Genomic DNA, 15,989 nt, shown 5'->3' with positions numbered 1-15,989 from the left:
CACTTATGTATACTTATGGCACTTAAATTGGGGATAAAGGAGATGAAAAGAATAAACAAACAATGTCTTGTATGCGGGGAAGTGTTTCTGCCCAAGACCGTAACTTCTGTCTACTGCTCGCCAAAATGCAGTAAAAAAGCATACAAGCAGAAGGTGAAGCAGCTTAAAAATGAAGCTGATATCAAAGCGATGATAGAGAAAATACCGCAGGATAGGGCATTTCTTTCCGTCTCTGAGGCTGGCATGCTTTTTGGAATTGCCAAAAGAACCCTCTACAGGCTTGTGGGGCAGGGAAAAATTCCGTCAGTTAATCTTGGAACCCGCCTTGTAAGGATCGACCGCAGAGTAATGGAAGGGATGTTCGGCCCTGCCCGCAGCCTGCCGCAGGTTGAAAGCCAACCGAAGAAAAAATTATACAGCCTTGAAAAAGAAGACTGCTATTCCATCGGTGAAATAGCTGAAAGATTTCAGATATCTGAAGGTTCTGTCTACAGCCATATCAGGAAATATTCAATACCTACCAGGCAGATCGGAAAGCATGTATATGCTCCAAAAAGCGAAATTGATAACTTGTATAACGGAAATGATTTTATATGAAACAATTAGCAAAAACCAAGGTGACTGTGCGTCTTCGAAAAGCAGAAGACCGAGAGGAATGGTATGTCTACATAGAAAGCTATCCTGTTGAGGTTTCCGGAAAGAAAACGCCACAGAGAATCCGTGAATACTTAAACAGAACCGTAAAAACCGTGGAGTGGGACAAGCAGAGAACCGCCCGTACAGATGCGCAGGGCATAAAATCCTATAAGCCCAGACGCAGCGATAACGGAATAATAATCACCAGAAGCGAAACCGACCGTGAAATTATGCTCTATGCCGACGGAGTGCGTAAAATCAGGCAGAAAGAATATGATAATACAGATCTGTACAGTGATGCTGAGAACCTATTGGCTGAACAGAAAGAAAAAGCAAAAGAGGATTTTATCAAATACATTGCCTCTGTGGCAGCAAAAAGGCATGCCCGAAGCTCAAAATCTATTATGATCAATTGGGAGCGGACCATAGAGTTTTTAAAAAGCTATTCCAAAGGCAGGCTGGTGTTTTCCCAGATTGACAGCAGAATGGCGGAAGATTTTAAGCTGTTTCTGCTGGCTGCGCCGCTCGGAGGAGGCAAAAAAGGAATACTTTCCCGCAACACTGCAGCAAGGTATTTTTCCATATTTAAAGCGGCTTTAAAACAGGCCTTTATCGACGGATATCTAACCGTTGATTTGTCTTCAAAAATAAAAGGCATACCTGAGCAGGAATCAAGACGCGAATATCTTACCATTAAAGAATTGAACGTGCTGGCTGAAACGCCCTGCGAAAAAGATGTCCTTAAAAGAGCCGCGCTTTTCTCAGCGCTTACCGGCCTGCGGCATTCCGACATTCAGAAACTCCGCTGGAAAGAGATAAGCCTGGAAGACGGCATGGCCAAACTGCATTTCACCCAGAAAAAAACAAGGGGTGTCGAATATATGCCTATTTCTGAGCAGGCTTTGCAGCTCTGTGGAGAGCCAAGGCTTCCCGGGCAGCTTGTTTTTGAGGATCTGCCGGACCCGTCGTGGATTTCAAGACCTCTGAAAAAATGGGTTGAATCTGCCGGCATTAAAAAAAACATTACCTTCCACTGCTTCCGCCATACATTTGCAACACTGCAGCTGTCCAGCGGGACAGACATCTATACGGTCAGCAAAATGCTGGGGCATACCAACGTAAAAACTACTCAAATCTACGCCAAAGTAATAGATGAGAAGAAAAACAGAGCTTCGCAGGCAATACAATTGGAATCTTTAAAGAAAAGAGCGTAATGAAAATAAAGTACTTCGAATATATTACAGTTTACCTGTCTGTTTTTTTAGTCTGTGTTTTTGTCGGTGCAATCGGAAGACTGGTGCTCTTGGAAAAAGGTGCGGATGAATATACGGCCGGTGTTTTTTTTTGGATCAGCACTGGATTTGGAGTTTTAATGTTTGCAATTCTAAGCCTGTTTCTAAACGAATTGGCTGCAGGAATACTGAATCGTTTTTTGAAGGCTGAAAAAAAGCAATCGCCTGAAAGCCTCATTACAAGTGAGGACCTTGTAAAAATAGAAGAAGGGCTTCAGAATGGTTTAATTAAGCCCGAAATGCCTGAAAGTAAAAATTCAGCCCTTGATATTGAGAAGATAAGGGAGGAGCGTCAAAATGCAGCCAGAAATCAAAAACAGGAAAGGATTGATACAGCCATCCGTTATGCAAAGCGGGAGTTTGCGCTGTACGTTTCGGATGAAGATCTGGAACAATTGGGAAGGAATATAATCATATATGCTGAAGGCATAAATTTCGAAAATATTAAGCCGGTAAAAGTAAAAGATCTGTCCAATCTGGATCTTTATCATTTTGGCTGGAATATCTGGAATTGTTTTAAAGCCAGCAGGCAGGACAGAGCCGCACAATTTTTAAAACTGACTTTTGCCGACGCTTTAAAAGATGTTGAGCAGAAAAGCATTAAAACGCATCTGAAAGATGATGAACAGAAAGGTCTTTTAAAGATTGTTGAAGATCTTACATATTTTTAAATGCCGATACTTGTAAATCACTGTGTTTTTCAGGTGTTTCTCTTGTGAAGAAGGACACAGCAGAAACACTTTTTTCATTTGCAACATAACTATTAAAAACGACAGTTATGGACACAAACGAAATCTCTTTTGAGAACCTGCCCAAAGCAGTAGCGCACTTAGTGAAAGAAATTGCCGAGATCAAAGTTCTGATTCAGAATGTGCAGGTATATGAATCTAAAGAAAAAAGTATTCCTATCGGTATTGAAGAAGCAAGCTGGATCATAGGAAAAGCAAAGCCTACAATTTACGCTCTTGTACGGCAGAGAAAAATTCCCTGCTATAAATACGGTAAAAAGCTGTATTTTTTTGAAGAAGAGCTTTTAGAATGGATTTCTAAAGGGAAAAGGAAAACCGTAGAGGAAATCGAAACAGAAGCGATGAAATTGAATCATAACCGGAAGAAATAGCCGGCAGGAATACCTTTGTCGCTCGATTACATCCTCAAAAAGAAAAATACAGCTTCTTTTTAGTATTTTGTGCTTTAACACGATTTGAACCGTTCCAAGAGCAGGATTGAACCTTAAGCCCGAAACCGCTTTCAATGCAGCTTCTGTTTAACGTTAACTAACTGATTAACGGTGGTATGTTTTTGTTAGAAATTTATTAAAAATACTGGATTCTAAACTAAATTAACCCAGCTTTTAAAATCCCCATTAACATTGATCCAAATTTCATGAAGCAGGAAATGAGCTGCATTTCATGCCAAAATTTGTAATGATTGATTTCTGCTGGCTGCAGACTTAACTTTTAGCCACAAAAAAGTATTAGCTCTACCTTTAATTTTCAAAATACTTGCCCGAAAAATGTACAGGCAAGTATTGTTATGAAAATAATTCCAGCATAAATTTTAGCCATTATTATTTTTTATTTTTTTACTGCGAATAATTAATAAAATGGGAATCATTTATCGCTAAAAATAATATTGCTATCGAATTCCGTTTTTTCAAACAAACTATACACTTTATGACGCAAAGAAACAGGGGTGACTTCAATAAAATAAGTCAGCAGTTCTTTTGATGTTGGATAATTAGGAGTTTTTGATTTCAATTTTCCGTTAGAATTGTTCCAATCACGAATAAACCTTTTTAAAGCAAGATTAACCTTTTCTTCCCCAATATAATTCTGAAGAGCGTACATTGCTAAAATTCCTTTTGCATTGAATATATAATCTTGTTTTTCAACTAATTCTAATGGTGCTTCTTGATTAGTATATCTCTTTTTTGCCTGCAGATAGACTTCTTGTTCTTTTTGCAGAAGCTGCTCTATTTTTTTTTTGGAGTATTTCTTTTTCATCACCACTAAGGCAGCATATTGGGCCAGGGTCTCCAAAATCATATTTTTTCCTTGAACATTAGCCGCCTGCAGCTGCATTCCCCACCATTGGTGTGCTAATTCATGCGCTGTTCTGTAGAGAATAATATCCACATCTGATTGGTCATCAATATTGAGCATAAACTCATTGGATTCCGAAAATGTCACTGCACCGGAGAACGACTCTGCTTGCTGGGTGTAAGCAGGAGTTTCTATGATTCGAATATTGCTGTGCTGATAAGGGGCGTAATTTGCTGAAAAATAATCAAAAGATAATTTGAAAGCCTGGATCATTCTCTCCACGTTATACTGATGTCCTTTTTGATAATAGATTTCCAAATCTACGGGGACTGCCAAACTATTATTTTTAGGGTGCCATCTGCTTTTGGAAACTTCATAATCTGCCGATATTATCGCATACTGATTTACTATGGGGTTATCTGTTTTATAATGGAAATAGGAACGATTGCCTAATGTCCATCTCTTTTGTAAAGTGCCTGAGGAAATTGCCTTTTGCCTTTTTTCTGTCCCGATAGTAACTTCAAAATTGATTAAATCAGCGCTGCCTCCGGTACTTGAATAAGTTAATTCCGTTTTATCGTTTCTTTTGGCCATTCCTTTTGCAGCCGGAAGTTCAAATTCTGCCCTGATTCTACTTTCATCAAGCTCGTATTCTTTGCTGTAGCCCAAAGTTGGAAATGCTTTATTTGTCAAGAATGTACCGTTATGAAGTACACTGCTGTTAGAATCATTTTCTTTGAAACCTTTTGTTGTATAGGTCTGTTTAAATTTCATTTTAACAGCCTCACCTGCTTGTAATGGTTTTTTTAAGGTGTAGATATAGAAGCCGTATTGGTTATATTGTTTATCTAAAAAAACTTCCCGTCCAAAATTTACTTCTTCTAAATTTATTTCCGAGCCCAACGGTTTTTGCAGATAGATTTTATAAATAGGTTCTTTTAAGGTATTGGTAAGCATGTAATAGCCTTGAGCAGTATAATCTCCGGTTTTTGGATACAGCTCAACTTGCAGCTTAACATCGGTAATTTTAGGCTGCGGCAGATATTCAAACCTTTTGAGTGTTTTTTCATAATCTGCCCTAAATTCTAATTTATCATCGGTACTTTCATATTTGTTCAGGATATTGGTATTATAGAAAATATAACTTCCCAGCAAAGCAAATACCAGTAATACTGACAATACAAATTTGAGCATGGGTTTTTTAAAGCGCTGCATACCCAGCTCGATGCGTTTTTTTAAACTGGTTTCAGTGCCCCTGACAGAGAGAATCGAAGCGAGGATTAGCAAGAGAATGCCAAATACAATCCAATATGCCTTAATCCACAAATAGGATACTAGAAAGTGACCGTAACCATTCATGTCTGAATAGGAACCCAGACCGCTCCCGCCAAATTTGTAAAGATCGTGCTCGAAACCAAAAAAATCCGAAACAGTATTTAGGATAACAAAAACCATTACTAAAATAAAGCCTGTGAATTTATTATTTGTCAGCGCCTGAAAGAAAAAAGATATAAAAGTGTACAAAACCAGAAAGGGAAAAAACTCAATAAAAAAGCCATAGAAATAAACATCCAGTTCATAGTGATACCAGCCGTTTGCCGTTTGAAAGGTAATCCCAAATATAATTAGTGAGAGTATCAATACGATATAAATCAATAAAAGGCCCAGGAATTTACTCAGCAGGCTTATAATACCCGATATGGATGTTGCGTCATAGATTAAATCCAGCTTAATTTCTCTTTCTTTCCAAATGAGCTCGCCAGAATAGAAGATTAGTATTATTACAAAAAAATATAGCGATAATTCTTTTAATTCTTTTATAACAAGATAGGTTGTAGGATAACTGGCAGCATCATATGCAGTATTCAGATTAATAGAGTTTATTAAAATGATAATTAATGCACAGATGATAATAGCCCAGAATGATACCTGCTTACAAATGGATATAAAATAAAACCATGTAAGTTGTAATAGCTGAACAAATTGTGATTTAAAATTATACTGTATTAATACTATGGGGATTTTGAGATTCTCGTTAGCGGCAGTAGTTAAGTCATGGATAGTCTTTATTTTTTTCTCTTTAGGTTTTTTGTTTTTTGCTGTACTAAAATTAAACTTGAAGTACCCTACTATTAAAATAAGCATTCCTAGAAAAACCCAGAATAATTTATTGTATAGAAGCACACCAGTAAAAGGAACAAGCGTTGAATTGCGTTCTGCCGCTGTAAACAAGGCATTCATATCAGTGAGCGTTGTCAGGGAAAAAGGATCTAAAAGGGCTTGCAGGAAATCGTTCTTTATAGATTTTGTCAATAGAAAGGGAACAAAAAGAAGTACTCCCTGTGTATAGACTACCATTAAGTTTCTGCTTAAAGCGCCACTAACAAAAAACAATGACGATCCAAAAAACAGCATGGGCAGCACTATAATTATAAAGGGCTGAATGTAAGCTAAAAAGTTAAAAGGCATTAAATTTTCCGGATAACGCCAAGGCATAAATTCCCCAAGGGTAAATCCTAATAAAAGCCCTGTAAATACAAACAATAATACTGCAAAAGAGCCTAGAAACCGGCCTAATAAATAATCCCGCTTTTGGATTGGATTAACAAATAATAGGGATTCTATATTGTATTGATAGTCCCGCAATACTGAAACACCCATAATCAAAGAAGTCACCATCATTAAAATTGCGGTAACAGCAGCCATTGCTTTAGCTATTACTATAGGCGCATTTGTTTTTACGGAACCCATATCAATCCCTTGAAAGACAAAGTCCACACCCGCAAGGGAAAAGAAGAATATAAAAATAAAAAAGATATAGGTGTCAGGGCGTTTTATTCGGTATTGGATTTCGAATTTAAATATGTCGTACCACATGGTTAATCGTTAATTTTAATAGATTAGAATAGAAAATTTTACTTGATTAAGTATTCAGGAGAATTAAAGGTTCTTTTTAGAACTGGCAAGAATCTGCGAAAAGTACACATCTTCTAAACCAGCATTTACTGAGATAAAACCATTTTCGGGATTGTTTTCACTTATGACATGAATTATAGGTTTTCCAAGAAATAATTTTTCTGCAATTACTTTATATTCTTTCTTATACTCTTCCAATTCATTTTTATGAATTGTTTTTTGATATATTTTTCCTTCAGTCTGGTTTATTAGTTCCAAAGGATTCCCTTTAAGAAGTACTTCTCCCTTATTGATGATGGCCATGCTCGTGCACAATTCCTTTACATCATCCACGATATGCGTTGATAGTATTACCACTGTGTTTTCACTAAGCTCGCTTAAGATGTTATAAAACCGGTTTCTTTCAACAGGATCGAGTCCGGCAGTGGGCTCATCAACAATAAGTAATTTTGGGTTATTGAGTAATGCCTGCGCGATGCCAAAACGCTGTTTCATTCCGCCTGAAAATCCGCTTAGGTTTTGGTTTTTTACCTCATATAGATTAGTCTTATGTAAAAGGGCATTCACTATTTCGCGGCGTTCTTTTTGCTTAGTAATTCCTTTTAACACCGCTAAGTGGTGCAGGAGGACTTCAGCGGAAATTTTAGGGTACAAACCAAATTGCTGGGGCAGGTATCCCAATACTTTTCTTAGTTCATGTTTCTGTTTAAGGGCATCTATATCTCCGAGTTTCACGCTGCCGGAGTCTGCCTCTTGTAAGGTGGCGATTGTTCTCATTAAAGTTGATTTTCCTGCACCATTGGGACCCAAAAGACCAAACATGCCTACCGGAATATCCAGCGTTATGTTTTGCAGCGCGTTTACACCATTAGAATAGGTTTTGGAGAGATTGGAAATGTTAAGACTGTTCATTTGTTTGAATTTAAATTTTAAACAAACATATTTTCTTAGCTGATATCAATAAAGTAAATGTGATGAACCAGTCTGTTTTGTGACACAAATATACTTGGTGCTCATAAAGTGTTTTCATCACTTATTTCTGGCTGTTGGAAGTGTTGTATGTATTGTTTGTCAACTTATTTTATCAATAATTTTTATTAATTTACATTTGTGATTATGATTTTAGCAACTAACAATAACAAGAGGAATATAATCGGGGCAATTGCTTTAGTTTTAGCAGCAGTCCCAATAGTGGTAATATTTTTTATAGTAATTACCTCAAATAAGGATTCTGTAGTACTTTTTGAAAACTATAGTCCAAAAGTCAGCATTCCGATTATCAGTTTTTATTTCCTGCTCTATCTGGCATTATTTTGCTTTGGTATTTATTGGCTGGTAAAACAAATTTTGTTTATTATTAAACTAAAAAACGAAAACGGGAAAATGGAGCTGCTGCATCTGCAGAATCAGGTAAATCCCCATTTCTTTTTTAATATGCTCAATAATTTGTACGGCTGGGTGGCAAAGGACCAGAAAAAAGCACAGGAATTAATTTTGAAACTTTCTGATATGATGCGTTATAGTATTTATGAAGGCCAGAAAGATTTTGTTACGATAGGAGAGGAAATTGCCTATTTAAAAAACTACATCGACCTGCATACTTTACGTTATCACAAAAAGATAAACGTAAATTTTGAAACTACTGTGGAGGATGATCAGCTTAAAATAATTCCTTTACTTTATATAATGCTTTTGGAGAATGCATTTAAACATGGTGTCGAAAATTTAAGAGAAAATGCATTTGTTACTATTAAACTTAGTTCAAATAATAATACTATATCTTTTAAAGTAGAGAATAACTATGATATGGATTTAGCAGGTCAGTCATCTGGTATCGGTATTAAGAATTTGAAAAGAAGATTAGAATTGGCTTATCCAAAAAAGCATGAATTTTTAGTTTCAAAAAATAATACTACATACAAAGCACTTTTAATTTTAAAATTATAATGATCAGGTATTTAATTATAGATGATGAACATATAGCGCATACTATTATTGAGGAGTATTGTAATATGCTTCCCAATATGCAGTTAAAAAAGAATTGTTATGATGCCTTAGAGGCTCTGGATTATTTAAGAGATCATACGGTAGATTTAATTTTCTTAGATCTAAATATGCCCAAATTAAAAGGATTTGAATTTTTAAAAACACTGGCATCTCCTCCCAAAATTATTGTTACGACAGCTTACCAGCAGTACGCAATTGAAGGTTATGAACTTAATATTATTGACTACCTCTTAAAACCATTTGGTTTTGAACGTTTTTTAAAAGCGATAAACAAAATTTCCAGTTTGACTTCTAAAGTAAGCATTAATCCTGTAGAGGATGAACATTCAGAAAGCATTTTTTTACGTGCAGATAAAAAACACATACAGATTTTTATTGGTATGATCTTATATGTAGAAGCATCAGGAAACTACGTTAAAGTAATTACCAAAAATGACAATGCAATACTTGTTAGAGAAAAACTCTCTGATTTGATGGAATTACTGCCTAAAAATGATTTTATGCAGGTACATAAATCCTTTGCTGTTGCCATTAAACATATTAAAAGTGTGGAAGGAAACAGGATCAAGATCAGTGATTTTACAGTTCCTATTGGGAAACTCTATAAGATGAATGTAAATGGTTTATTAAATTCAAAATTATAAAAGCATCATAATGTTTTCTTTATAAGTTTGTCCAATAGGTACTTTGTATTTATCAATTAATATCCTGTTACCTTCAATCTGTTTAATTTTATCTTTTGCAGCAATAAAAGATTTATGGGTTCTTATAAAATTAAATTTTGGAAGAAGCTGTTCAAAATCTGAAATTTTCTGATGACTTATAATCATGTCATTTTTTAGATATACTTTACAGTAATGTCCATAAGCTTCTATAAACAGTAAATCGTCAAAATGAATTTGATGGTACTTTTTATCACCCCTTAAAAAGAAGCTATTTGTTTTTGGCTCTGCTTCGTTTGTTGGCCCTGCTGTTATACTTTTTTTATTTTGAGCATTATCAATTGTTTTGTTAACTGCTTTTATGAAACGCTCAAAACCAAATGGTTTCAGCAGATAATCAGAGACATTAAGTTCATAACCCTCTAAGGCAAATTCTTTATAGGCTGAGGTTACTATTATTTTAGGTGGATTGGGTAATGTTTTTAAAAAATCGAAGCCAGATAATTTAGGCATATTGATGTCTAAAAATAACAAGTCGACTGAATTTTCATTTAAGAATTCTATAGCTTCAAAGGCATTATAGCAATTTCCTTTCTTTTCCAAATGCATCAAGTTTTCGCAATAGTTTTCAATAATACGATGTGCAATAGGTTCATCATCTATAATTAAATAGTATATCATGTCATTTCTATTTTTAGTTGTAATTTATAAATAGAATCTGTAATGTCAATTTTCATTTGGTGTTTATTAGGATATAATAGCTTCAAACGCTGTTTTAAATTGTTTAATCCAATACCGGGAGTTTGAGATTCCCGCGCTTCAAAGTTATTCTCAATGTCAAAACAGATTAGGTCATTATCAGTTTTTATATTAATGTGAATATAAGCATCTTCCGTTAAACGCTCTACTCCATGCTTAAAAGCATTTTCTAAGGGAATAATAAATAATAATGGCGCAATTTTATATTCAGCCTGCCCCTCATGATTAAAAGAAATATCGACCCTTTTTTGATATCGTATTTTATGTAAATCAATGTAATTCTTTAAATATTCTATTTCATCCTTTAGTGGTATGGTATCTTGTTTTCCCATATAAATGGTATAGCGCATTATGTCAGATAATTTTAAAACGACGTTTGGAGCATCATCAGATTTCTCTATTATTAGACCATATAGATTATTTAAAGTATTGAAAAAAAAGTGCGGATTGATCTGGCTTTTCAATAAAGATAACTCTGCTTTAGCTTTTTTTGATTCTATTGTTTTGAGCCATTTCCATTGCTGATAAAACCATATAAAAAGTAAAATAAAAAAGGGAAGCGTCAGGATAATTTTAATCTCTTTTTCCTGCTGAAAATAATTATTTACATCTTTAGTATAAACCCTTATATAATAGAAATAGCCTAAGGCCAGAACATAAAAACCGATTAGAATCAAGCCATGCTTCTTAAAATAGGAGGGGGCTATAATGGAGAAAAAAGATAATCCAACACCAACTAATCCTACAAATGTTATTGGATTATCAATTATTTTCGAATTCATATCGTTTACAATGATTGCCAAAAAAATGACAATTAAGACAAGTAACTTTAAACTAGTGGCTTTATGCTGTTTTAAAAATGAAAAATAATGGATAGGCAGTGAGATTATCAGCCAGCTAAAAATGAAACTCAATGTGTTGGACAATAGTGCGGTATTATCTATGTAAATAAAATGAAAATGTAACAAAACAGCCGCTATTATCCTTTGGATCACCAATCCATAGATAAAAGCTTTGTATTTTTTAAGAAATTCAGTCATGAGTCAAAATTAACAAAAATTGACTTTTTTACCCTACAATGTGCATCAATTCACTTAAATGAAACATAAACACTACTATTTTCGACTTCAACTAGATTTGATTATACAAATTAATTGTATGTGCTAACTATTTACAGGTTCATGAAAGAAGTTTTAAATCATTTTAGTTTACAGATAGGTTTGCTGTAAATTATAAATATTTAAAAATAAAACATTATGAAAAACTATTTTAAAATGATCCTTCTGACACTATTTTTAATTGTACAAAACACAATGGCACAAGACAGTAAACGGCTATTGGATACAAAAGAGAAAAAGGCCATTGTATCGGCAATAAAAACTCATATTGGAAAATCTTATATCGATTTAGATTTGTCAAAAAGAATGACAATTGAACTGGATAAAAATTTAAAATCTAATAAATATAAAGAAATTACAAGTCCTGTTGAGTTCTCTAAAATACTAACCGAAGATTTACAACGTATTAGCAAAGATTTACATTTAAAAGTTCGATTTGAACCGGAGCATATTACCAGGGAAAAGAATATTATTTCTCAGGAAGCGCAATTAGAAATGGAGAAAAGAATGGCTTTGCAAATGGCCGAAATTAATTACGGATTTAAAGAGGTAAAAATATTGGACGGAAATATTGGCTATTTAAATTTAAACCAATTTGCAGATATAAAATATGCAGAAGAAACTGTTGCAGCTACAATGAATTTCTTAAGCAATACTAATGCAATCATTATCGATCTGCGTGCTAATGGAGGTGGTGTTCCAAGTATGATGCAGTTATTATCGAGTTACTTCTTTTATGAAAAACCTGTTTTATTAAGTGATTTTTATGAACGAGAAACCAATGAAAAAACACAACTATATTCGTTTGAAAATGTAAAGGGAAAACGAAGCACAGACAAGCCGCTTTATATTCTAACCAGTAAGCATACTTTTTCAGCTGCAGAAGCATTTACTTACACATTAAAACATTTGGACAGGGCAGCAGTAGTAGGAGAAATCACTAAAGGTGGCGCTAATAGAACAAAACGAATTAATTTGAATGACGGATTTACAATATCGCTACCTTATATACAATCTATTAATCCGGTTACAAAAACGAATTGGGAAGGAAAAGGTGTTCAGCCAGACATAAAAACGGATGAAAAAGATGCATTTGTATATGCGTATATAGATGCTGTAAAAAAAACAATGAAAAAAAATACGAGTAATGTATTGAACAAAATTGGCTATGCATTTATGCAGGACAAACAAATGGATAGCGCACTGATTGTATTTCAGGAGAATGTAAAATTATTTCCAAATGATTCCAATTCCTGGGATAGTTTAGGTGAAGCGTATTTTTTGAATGAGGATAAAGAGAATGCCTTGAAATCATATAAAAAGTCTTTCGAATTAGACTCAGGTTCAGAATCTGCAAAAGCAATGATTCAGAAATTGGAAAGTATGAATTGACAAGATATCTATAAACAAAAGTAAGATGAATGTATTAATCCAAAAAACATATAAAAAATGGCGCCAATTGTCTTCAATCGGCGCCATTTGGCTGTGGTGGCAGGAACGGACAAATTTCTATAAATTTTATGGAAGATTTGAAGAAATTGACTTACCATATATAGTGTCTGTCTTTCCTTGCTTTATGAATTTGGTTTTGATGTCCTGTTGGGGATTGGTATAAAAATCTATTTGATTTTTTAAGACAGCTTAAATAGAATCCGCCTTAGCTTTGTGCGGCACTTTTGCAGGAAGCTCCAATAGTCGATTTGCCACGGTTTTGCAGCAAAACTTTGCCTTGTGAAATATCTTTATAAACCGCCTTAGCTTTTTGCGGTAAAATTGAAGGTAATTCCAATATTGTACAGTTTTGCCATTTGACCAGCTGAATTGATATTATTAAATTGCAGATCTGCTCTGTCTTAATGGAAGAGAAACTCTAAATTCTGCACCTTTATCTTTTTTTCCGGAGCGGTGATTGTTCCATTATGCCTTTTTGCTATTTTTCTGCAGAGCGAGAGACCCAGGCCGTTTCCTTCATACTCATCTTTGGAATGCAGCCTTTCAAAGTCATTAAAAATCCTTTCAGCGTAGACTGGATCCAGTCCGATTCCATTATCCTTAATGATGATCCTTAAAAAGTCCGAACCATTATCCTTTATAATCGACGATTTTATGGTAACACGCGGGGGCTGATCCGGTTTTGAAAACTTTAGGGCATTTTGAATAAGGTTGTAAAAGAGCTGGTGTATTAGAATTGGTGCCCCTTGGATATCAGGAAGTTCTCGGGTAATTAGTATGGCTCCTTTTTCTTTCATGATAAGCTCGAGATCGGTCTTAATATTTTCAAAAATCTCATTGAGATTTATTTTTTCAACAGTCTGTATGGATTTGTTAATAGTGGAGTAGGCTAAAATCCCTTCAATAATATTCTGCATTCTCTGTGCACTCTGATCCAGTTTGTCAAAATATTTTTTAGATTTTTCTTTTATAAAATCCTGCGCCTCATTTTTTAAGAGATTATTGAAAAACTTAATTTTCCTTACAGGCTCTTTAAGATCATGGCTGACAATATGTGCAAAATGCAGAAGATCATCATTGGAGCGGCGAAGCTCTTCTGTGTTTTGTGCAACCTGTTTTTTTAATTCTTCCTGAAACTTCTTCTGCTCATTAATATCCAGAATAGTTCCTATAATGGTCTGGGGCGATCCATTTAAATCACGAACAATCTTTCCGGTTATTTTTACCCACTTCTCAGATTGGCCGCTGCTGATTATTCTTGCTTCATAAGATATCAGCCCTGTAATTTCGGCTTCTCTATGTGCATTCTCCCGGACAGCCAGATCTTCGGGGTGGATTTTTGAAATTAAAACATCAATATCTTTCAGTTCATCAACTGCTAGAATCTGCTTAAAGTTTCCGCATGAAGCAACTTCTCTGGTTGTTAGATTTATCTCGTATGTTCCTATGCCGGAAGCATCAATTGCCATTTTAAGCCTTTCATCTGCCTTAAGGGTCTTCTCTCTGGATTCATGAAGTTCTGTAACATCTGCAGCGGTATTAAGTACGCCGTAGATATTTTTATCTGGATCGTAAAGCGGAATAAAACTATAGTTCAAGTAATAGGATAAAATTACACCATTTCTGCTGACTTCTACTTTTTCATCCCGGTCCTGAATTGGTATTCCCGTTTTTAAAACGCTAAGAGCCTGATTAGATAAATATTCTTTTTTAGAATCTGGAAGCACTTCGCTAAATGTTCTGCCCAGCACCTGCTTTCCTCTTCCCCACGTTTCGGTCATAGCTTGGTTAGCAAATACAATCATAAGATTATCACCAGTATAGACGGCCGTAGGCAGAAGGGTATTGTCCGCTATGTCTTGCAGAAGAATCGTATTTGGATGCATAGATTATGTTTTTTGGTGCTGTAAAGTTATCCTAAAGCGGTACTGACTGCATTATGCCGGCTTACTAAGATGTTTCATAATTCCCATGTTTAATGTGGAAATTGTGTAAGCTTTTTATGCAGAAACAAACTAATTTTTAAACTCAGTCCAGCAACAATTAATAAAGGGGATCTGAGAGGGGAAGATATAAGTAATCATTAAATGAAAGGTAATTTTCTAAATGGGTATCATTATTTGTCAATGAATCAATTCAATACAATTTAGGATAATAAAAACTTAATCCTGACTCTATTCCTCGTGTTCGAATCCTGTTAAGTTATCTAATTATAGATTGAAAATTCATTTTATTTTTCTTTATGATACGTATTTTTTTGGCTGTTTCTTTGTTTAGAGTAATTATAAAATAAGGATATAAAAGCAAAAATGATTGAAAAGGGAGAAATAGGAATTGCCATTGCAAAACAATTGATTTTGAAACTATACTTAAAGATTATGATGTTGTTGTAAACAGCCAGGATCAAAAAATACTTAAAAAATCGTTGAATGTTTTAAGACCAAATGGAAAATAATTTCTATTTCAGGACCGCCGACACCTGAATTTGCCAAAGAAATGGGACTGCCTTGGTATTTAAAAATCATTATGTCTCTGCTTAGTTATGGCGTAAAAACTAAGGCTGAAAAAAAGCAGGTGCACTACAGTTTCCTATTTATGAGGGCTGAAGGATCTGGTAGAGGAAAATTATAAAAAAGAACTTAAAATCTGCCATTATGCAGAACTTATGCAGATCTCTTCCAGGACATTATCGGGTCTTACCAGCCAATTATTAGATAAAAGTCCCTCTGAGATTATCTGCGAAAGGATTATTGCAGAAGCAGAAAGATTGCTACTCGGCACCAGTTATAATATCAGTGAAATTGGAAATTGCCTGGGTTTTGACGATGACTCTTATTTTGTAAAATATTTTAAAAAATATACCGGTATCTCACCTTTAGATTTCAGGAGATCCAGCTTAAAAGAAATATCTTAATATTAAGCAATACTGATAATCCTTGAGCGTATTATCAATCATTTAGTTCAGAACAGAAAATAATTATTTGCTTTTTTATTATCCATAATCAAACTGGTCAGGACCTGCAATAGGAAAAGATCCCTTAAATCATTCTTTGATTTGCATCTATATTGATGAAGCTTATCACATATGCCAAATAATTTATT

At 34.6% G+C, this 15,989-nt stretch carries 14 protein-coding genes; 8 read left to right on the top strand and 6 right to left on the bottom strand.

All coding sequences use genetic code 11. From position 1 onward, the window contains the following. Positions 1 to 42: 42 nt before the first annotated feature. The 4 genes from AC3Y25_RS05375 to AC3Y25_RS05360 all read left to right on the top strand — a co-directional run bounded on the left by AC3Y25_RS05375 (position 43) and on the right by AC3Y25_RS05360 (position 3,048). Positions 43 to 597: a helix-turn-helix domain-containing protein gene (locus AC3Y25_RS05375; protein WP_482491144.1), complete on the top strand. Its 555-nt coding sequence runs from the start codon at positions 43 to 45 to the stop codon at positions 595 to 597. After that, the gene (locus AC3Y25_RS05370) at positions 594 to 1,850 is read left to right on the top strand and encodes a tyrosine-type recombinase/integrase (RefSeq protein ID WP_482491145.1); all 1,257 of its coding nucleotides are present in this window, start codon (positions 594 to 596) and stop codon (positions 1,848 to 1,850) included. Before AC3Y25_RS05375 ends, AC3Y25_RS05370 begins: the two co-directional genes overlap by 4 nt. Then, positions 1,850 to 2,599, top strand: coding sequence for a hypothetical protein (locus tag AC3Y25_RS05365; protein ID WP_489902003.1), 750 nt, complete (start codon positions 1,850 to 1,852; stop codon positions 2,597 to 2,599). The genes AC3Y25_RS05370 and AC3Y25_RS05365 overlap by 1 nt, the downstream gene beginning before the upstream one ends. Before the next feature lie 107 nt (positions 2,600 to 2,706). Then, positions 2,707 to 3,048, top strand: coding sequence for a helix-turn-helix domain-containing protein (locus tag AC3Y25_RS05360; protein ID WP_095927806.1), 342 nt, complete (start codon positions 2,707 to 2,709; stop codon positions 3,046 to 3,048). 493 nt (positions 3,049 to 3,541) lie between these two features. Here AC3Y25_RS05360 and AC3Y25_RS05355 read toward each other — a convergent pair whose 3' ends face one another. Continuing rightward, complete coding sequence (locus AC3Y25_RS05355) at positions 3,542 to 6,850, bottom strand: ABC transporter permease/M1 family aminopeptidase (RefSeq protein ID WP_489902002.1); 3,309 nt, start codon at positions 6,848 to 6,850, stop codon at positions 3,542 to 3,544. A 63-nt stretch (positions 6,851 to 6,913) separates the two neighbouring features. Further along, the gene (locus AC3Y25_RS05350) at positions 6,914 to 7,801 is read right to left on the bottom strand and encodes an ABC transporter ATP-binding protein (RefSeq protein ID WP_095927804.1); all 888 of its coding nucleotides are present in this window, start codon (positions 7,799 to 7,801) and stop codon (positions 6,914 to 6,916) included. Positions 7,802 to 8,005: 204 nt separating this feature from the next. Between AC3Y25_RS05350 and AC3Y25_RS05345 the strand changes: the two genes are divergently transcribed. Both AC3Y25_RS05345 and AC3Y25_RS05340 read left to right on the top strand, forming a co-directional pair. Next, the gene (locus tag AC3Y25_RS05345) at positions 8,006 to 8,836 is read left to right on the top strand and encodes a sensor histidine kinase (protein WP_095927803.1); all 831 of its coding nucleotides are present in this window, start codon (positions 8,006 to 8,008) and stop codon (positions 8,834 to 8,836) included. Then, positions 8,836 to 9,540, top strand: a complete 705-nt coding sequence (locus AC3Y25_RS05340) for a LytR/AlgR family response regulator transcription factor (RefSeq protein ID WP_095927802.1) — start codon at positions 8,836 to 8,838, stop codon at positions 9,538 to 9,540. Before AC3Y25_RS05345 ends, AC3Y25_RS05340 begins: the two co-directional genes overlap by 1 nt. Here AC3Y25_RS05340 and AC3Y25_RS05335 read toward each other — a convergent pair. Then, positions 9,535 to 10,239: a LytR/AlgR family response regulator transcription factor gene (locus tag AC3Y25_RS05335; protein WP_095927801.1), complete on the bottom strand. Its 705-nt coding sequence runs from the start codon at positions 10,237 to 10,239 to the stop codon at positions 9,535 to 9,537. The two genes, AC3Y25_RS05340 and AC3Y25_RS05335, sit on opposite strands and share 6 nt — an antisense overlap. After that, positions 10,236 to 11,357, bottom strand: a complete 1,122-nt coding sequence (locus AC3Y25_RS05330) for a sensor histidine kinase (protein WP_095927800.1) — start codon at positions 11,355 to 11,357, stop codon at positions 10,236 to 10,238. The genes AC3Y25_RS05335 and AC3Y25_RS05330 overlap by 4 nt, the downstream gene beginning before the upstream one ends. Before the next feature lie 216 nt (positions 11,358 to 11,573). Here AC3Y25_RS05330 and AC3Y25_RS05325 point away from each other — a divergent pair, with 216 nt between their 5' ends. Then, a complete protein-coding gene (locus AC3Y25_RS05325) occupies positions 11,574 to 12,827 on the top strand; it encodes a S41 family peptidase (protein ID WP_095927799.1) in 1,254 nt (417 codons plus the stop codon). Between the two features lie 265 nt (positions 12,828 to 13,092). Here AC3Y25_RS05325 and AC3Y25_RS05320 read toward each other — a convergent pair whose 3' ends face one another. Next, positions 13,093 to 13,224, bottom strand: a complete 132-nt coding sequence (locus AC3Y25_RS05320; RefSeq protein ID WP_256385508.1) for a hypothetical protein — start codon at positions 13,222 to 13,224, stop codon at positions 13,093 to 13,095. Positions 13,225 to 13,288: 64 nt separating this feature from the next. Then, the gene (locus AC3Y25_RS05315; RefSeq protein WP_253251744.1) at positions 13,289 to 14,773 is read right to left on the bottom strand and encodes a sensor histidine kinase; all 1,485 of its coding nucleotides are present in this window, start codon (positions 14,771 to 14,773) and stop codon (positions 13,289 to 13,291) included. A 779-nt stretch (positions 14,774 to 15,552) separates the two neighbouring features. Here AC3Y25_RS05315 and AC3Y25_RS05310 point away from each other — a divergent pair. Continuing rightward, positions 15,553 to 15,801 carry a helix-turn-helix domain-containing protein gene (locus AC3Y25_RS05310; RefSeq protein WP_091490902.1) on the top strand — a complete coding sequence of 83 codons (249 nt, stop codon included), beginning with the start codon at positions 15,553 to 15,555 and terminating at the stop codon, positions 15,799 to 15,801. Positions 15,802 to 15,989: the final 188 nt, after the last annotated feature.

Source organism: Flavobacterium sp. LK-23, from assembly GCF_058135255.1.
Note: the sequence above shows the minus strand (reverse complement) of the source record. Positions and strands in the feature narration are given on the sequence as shown.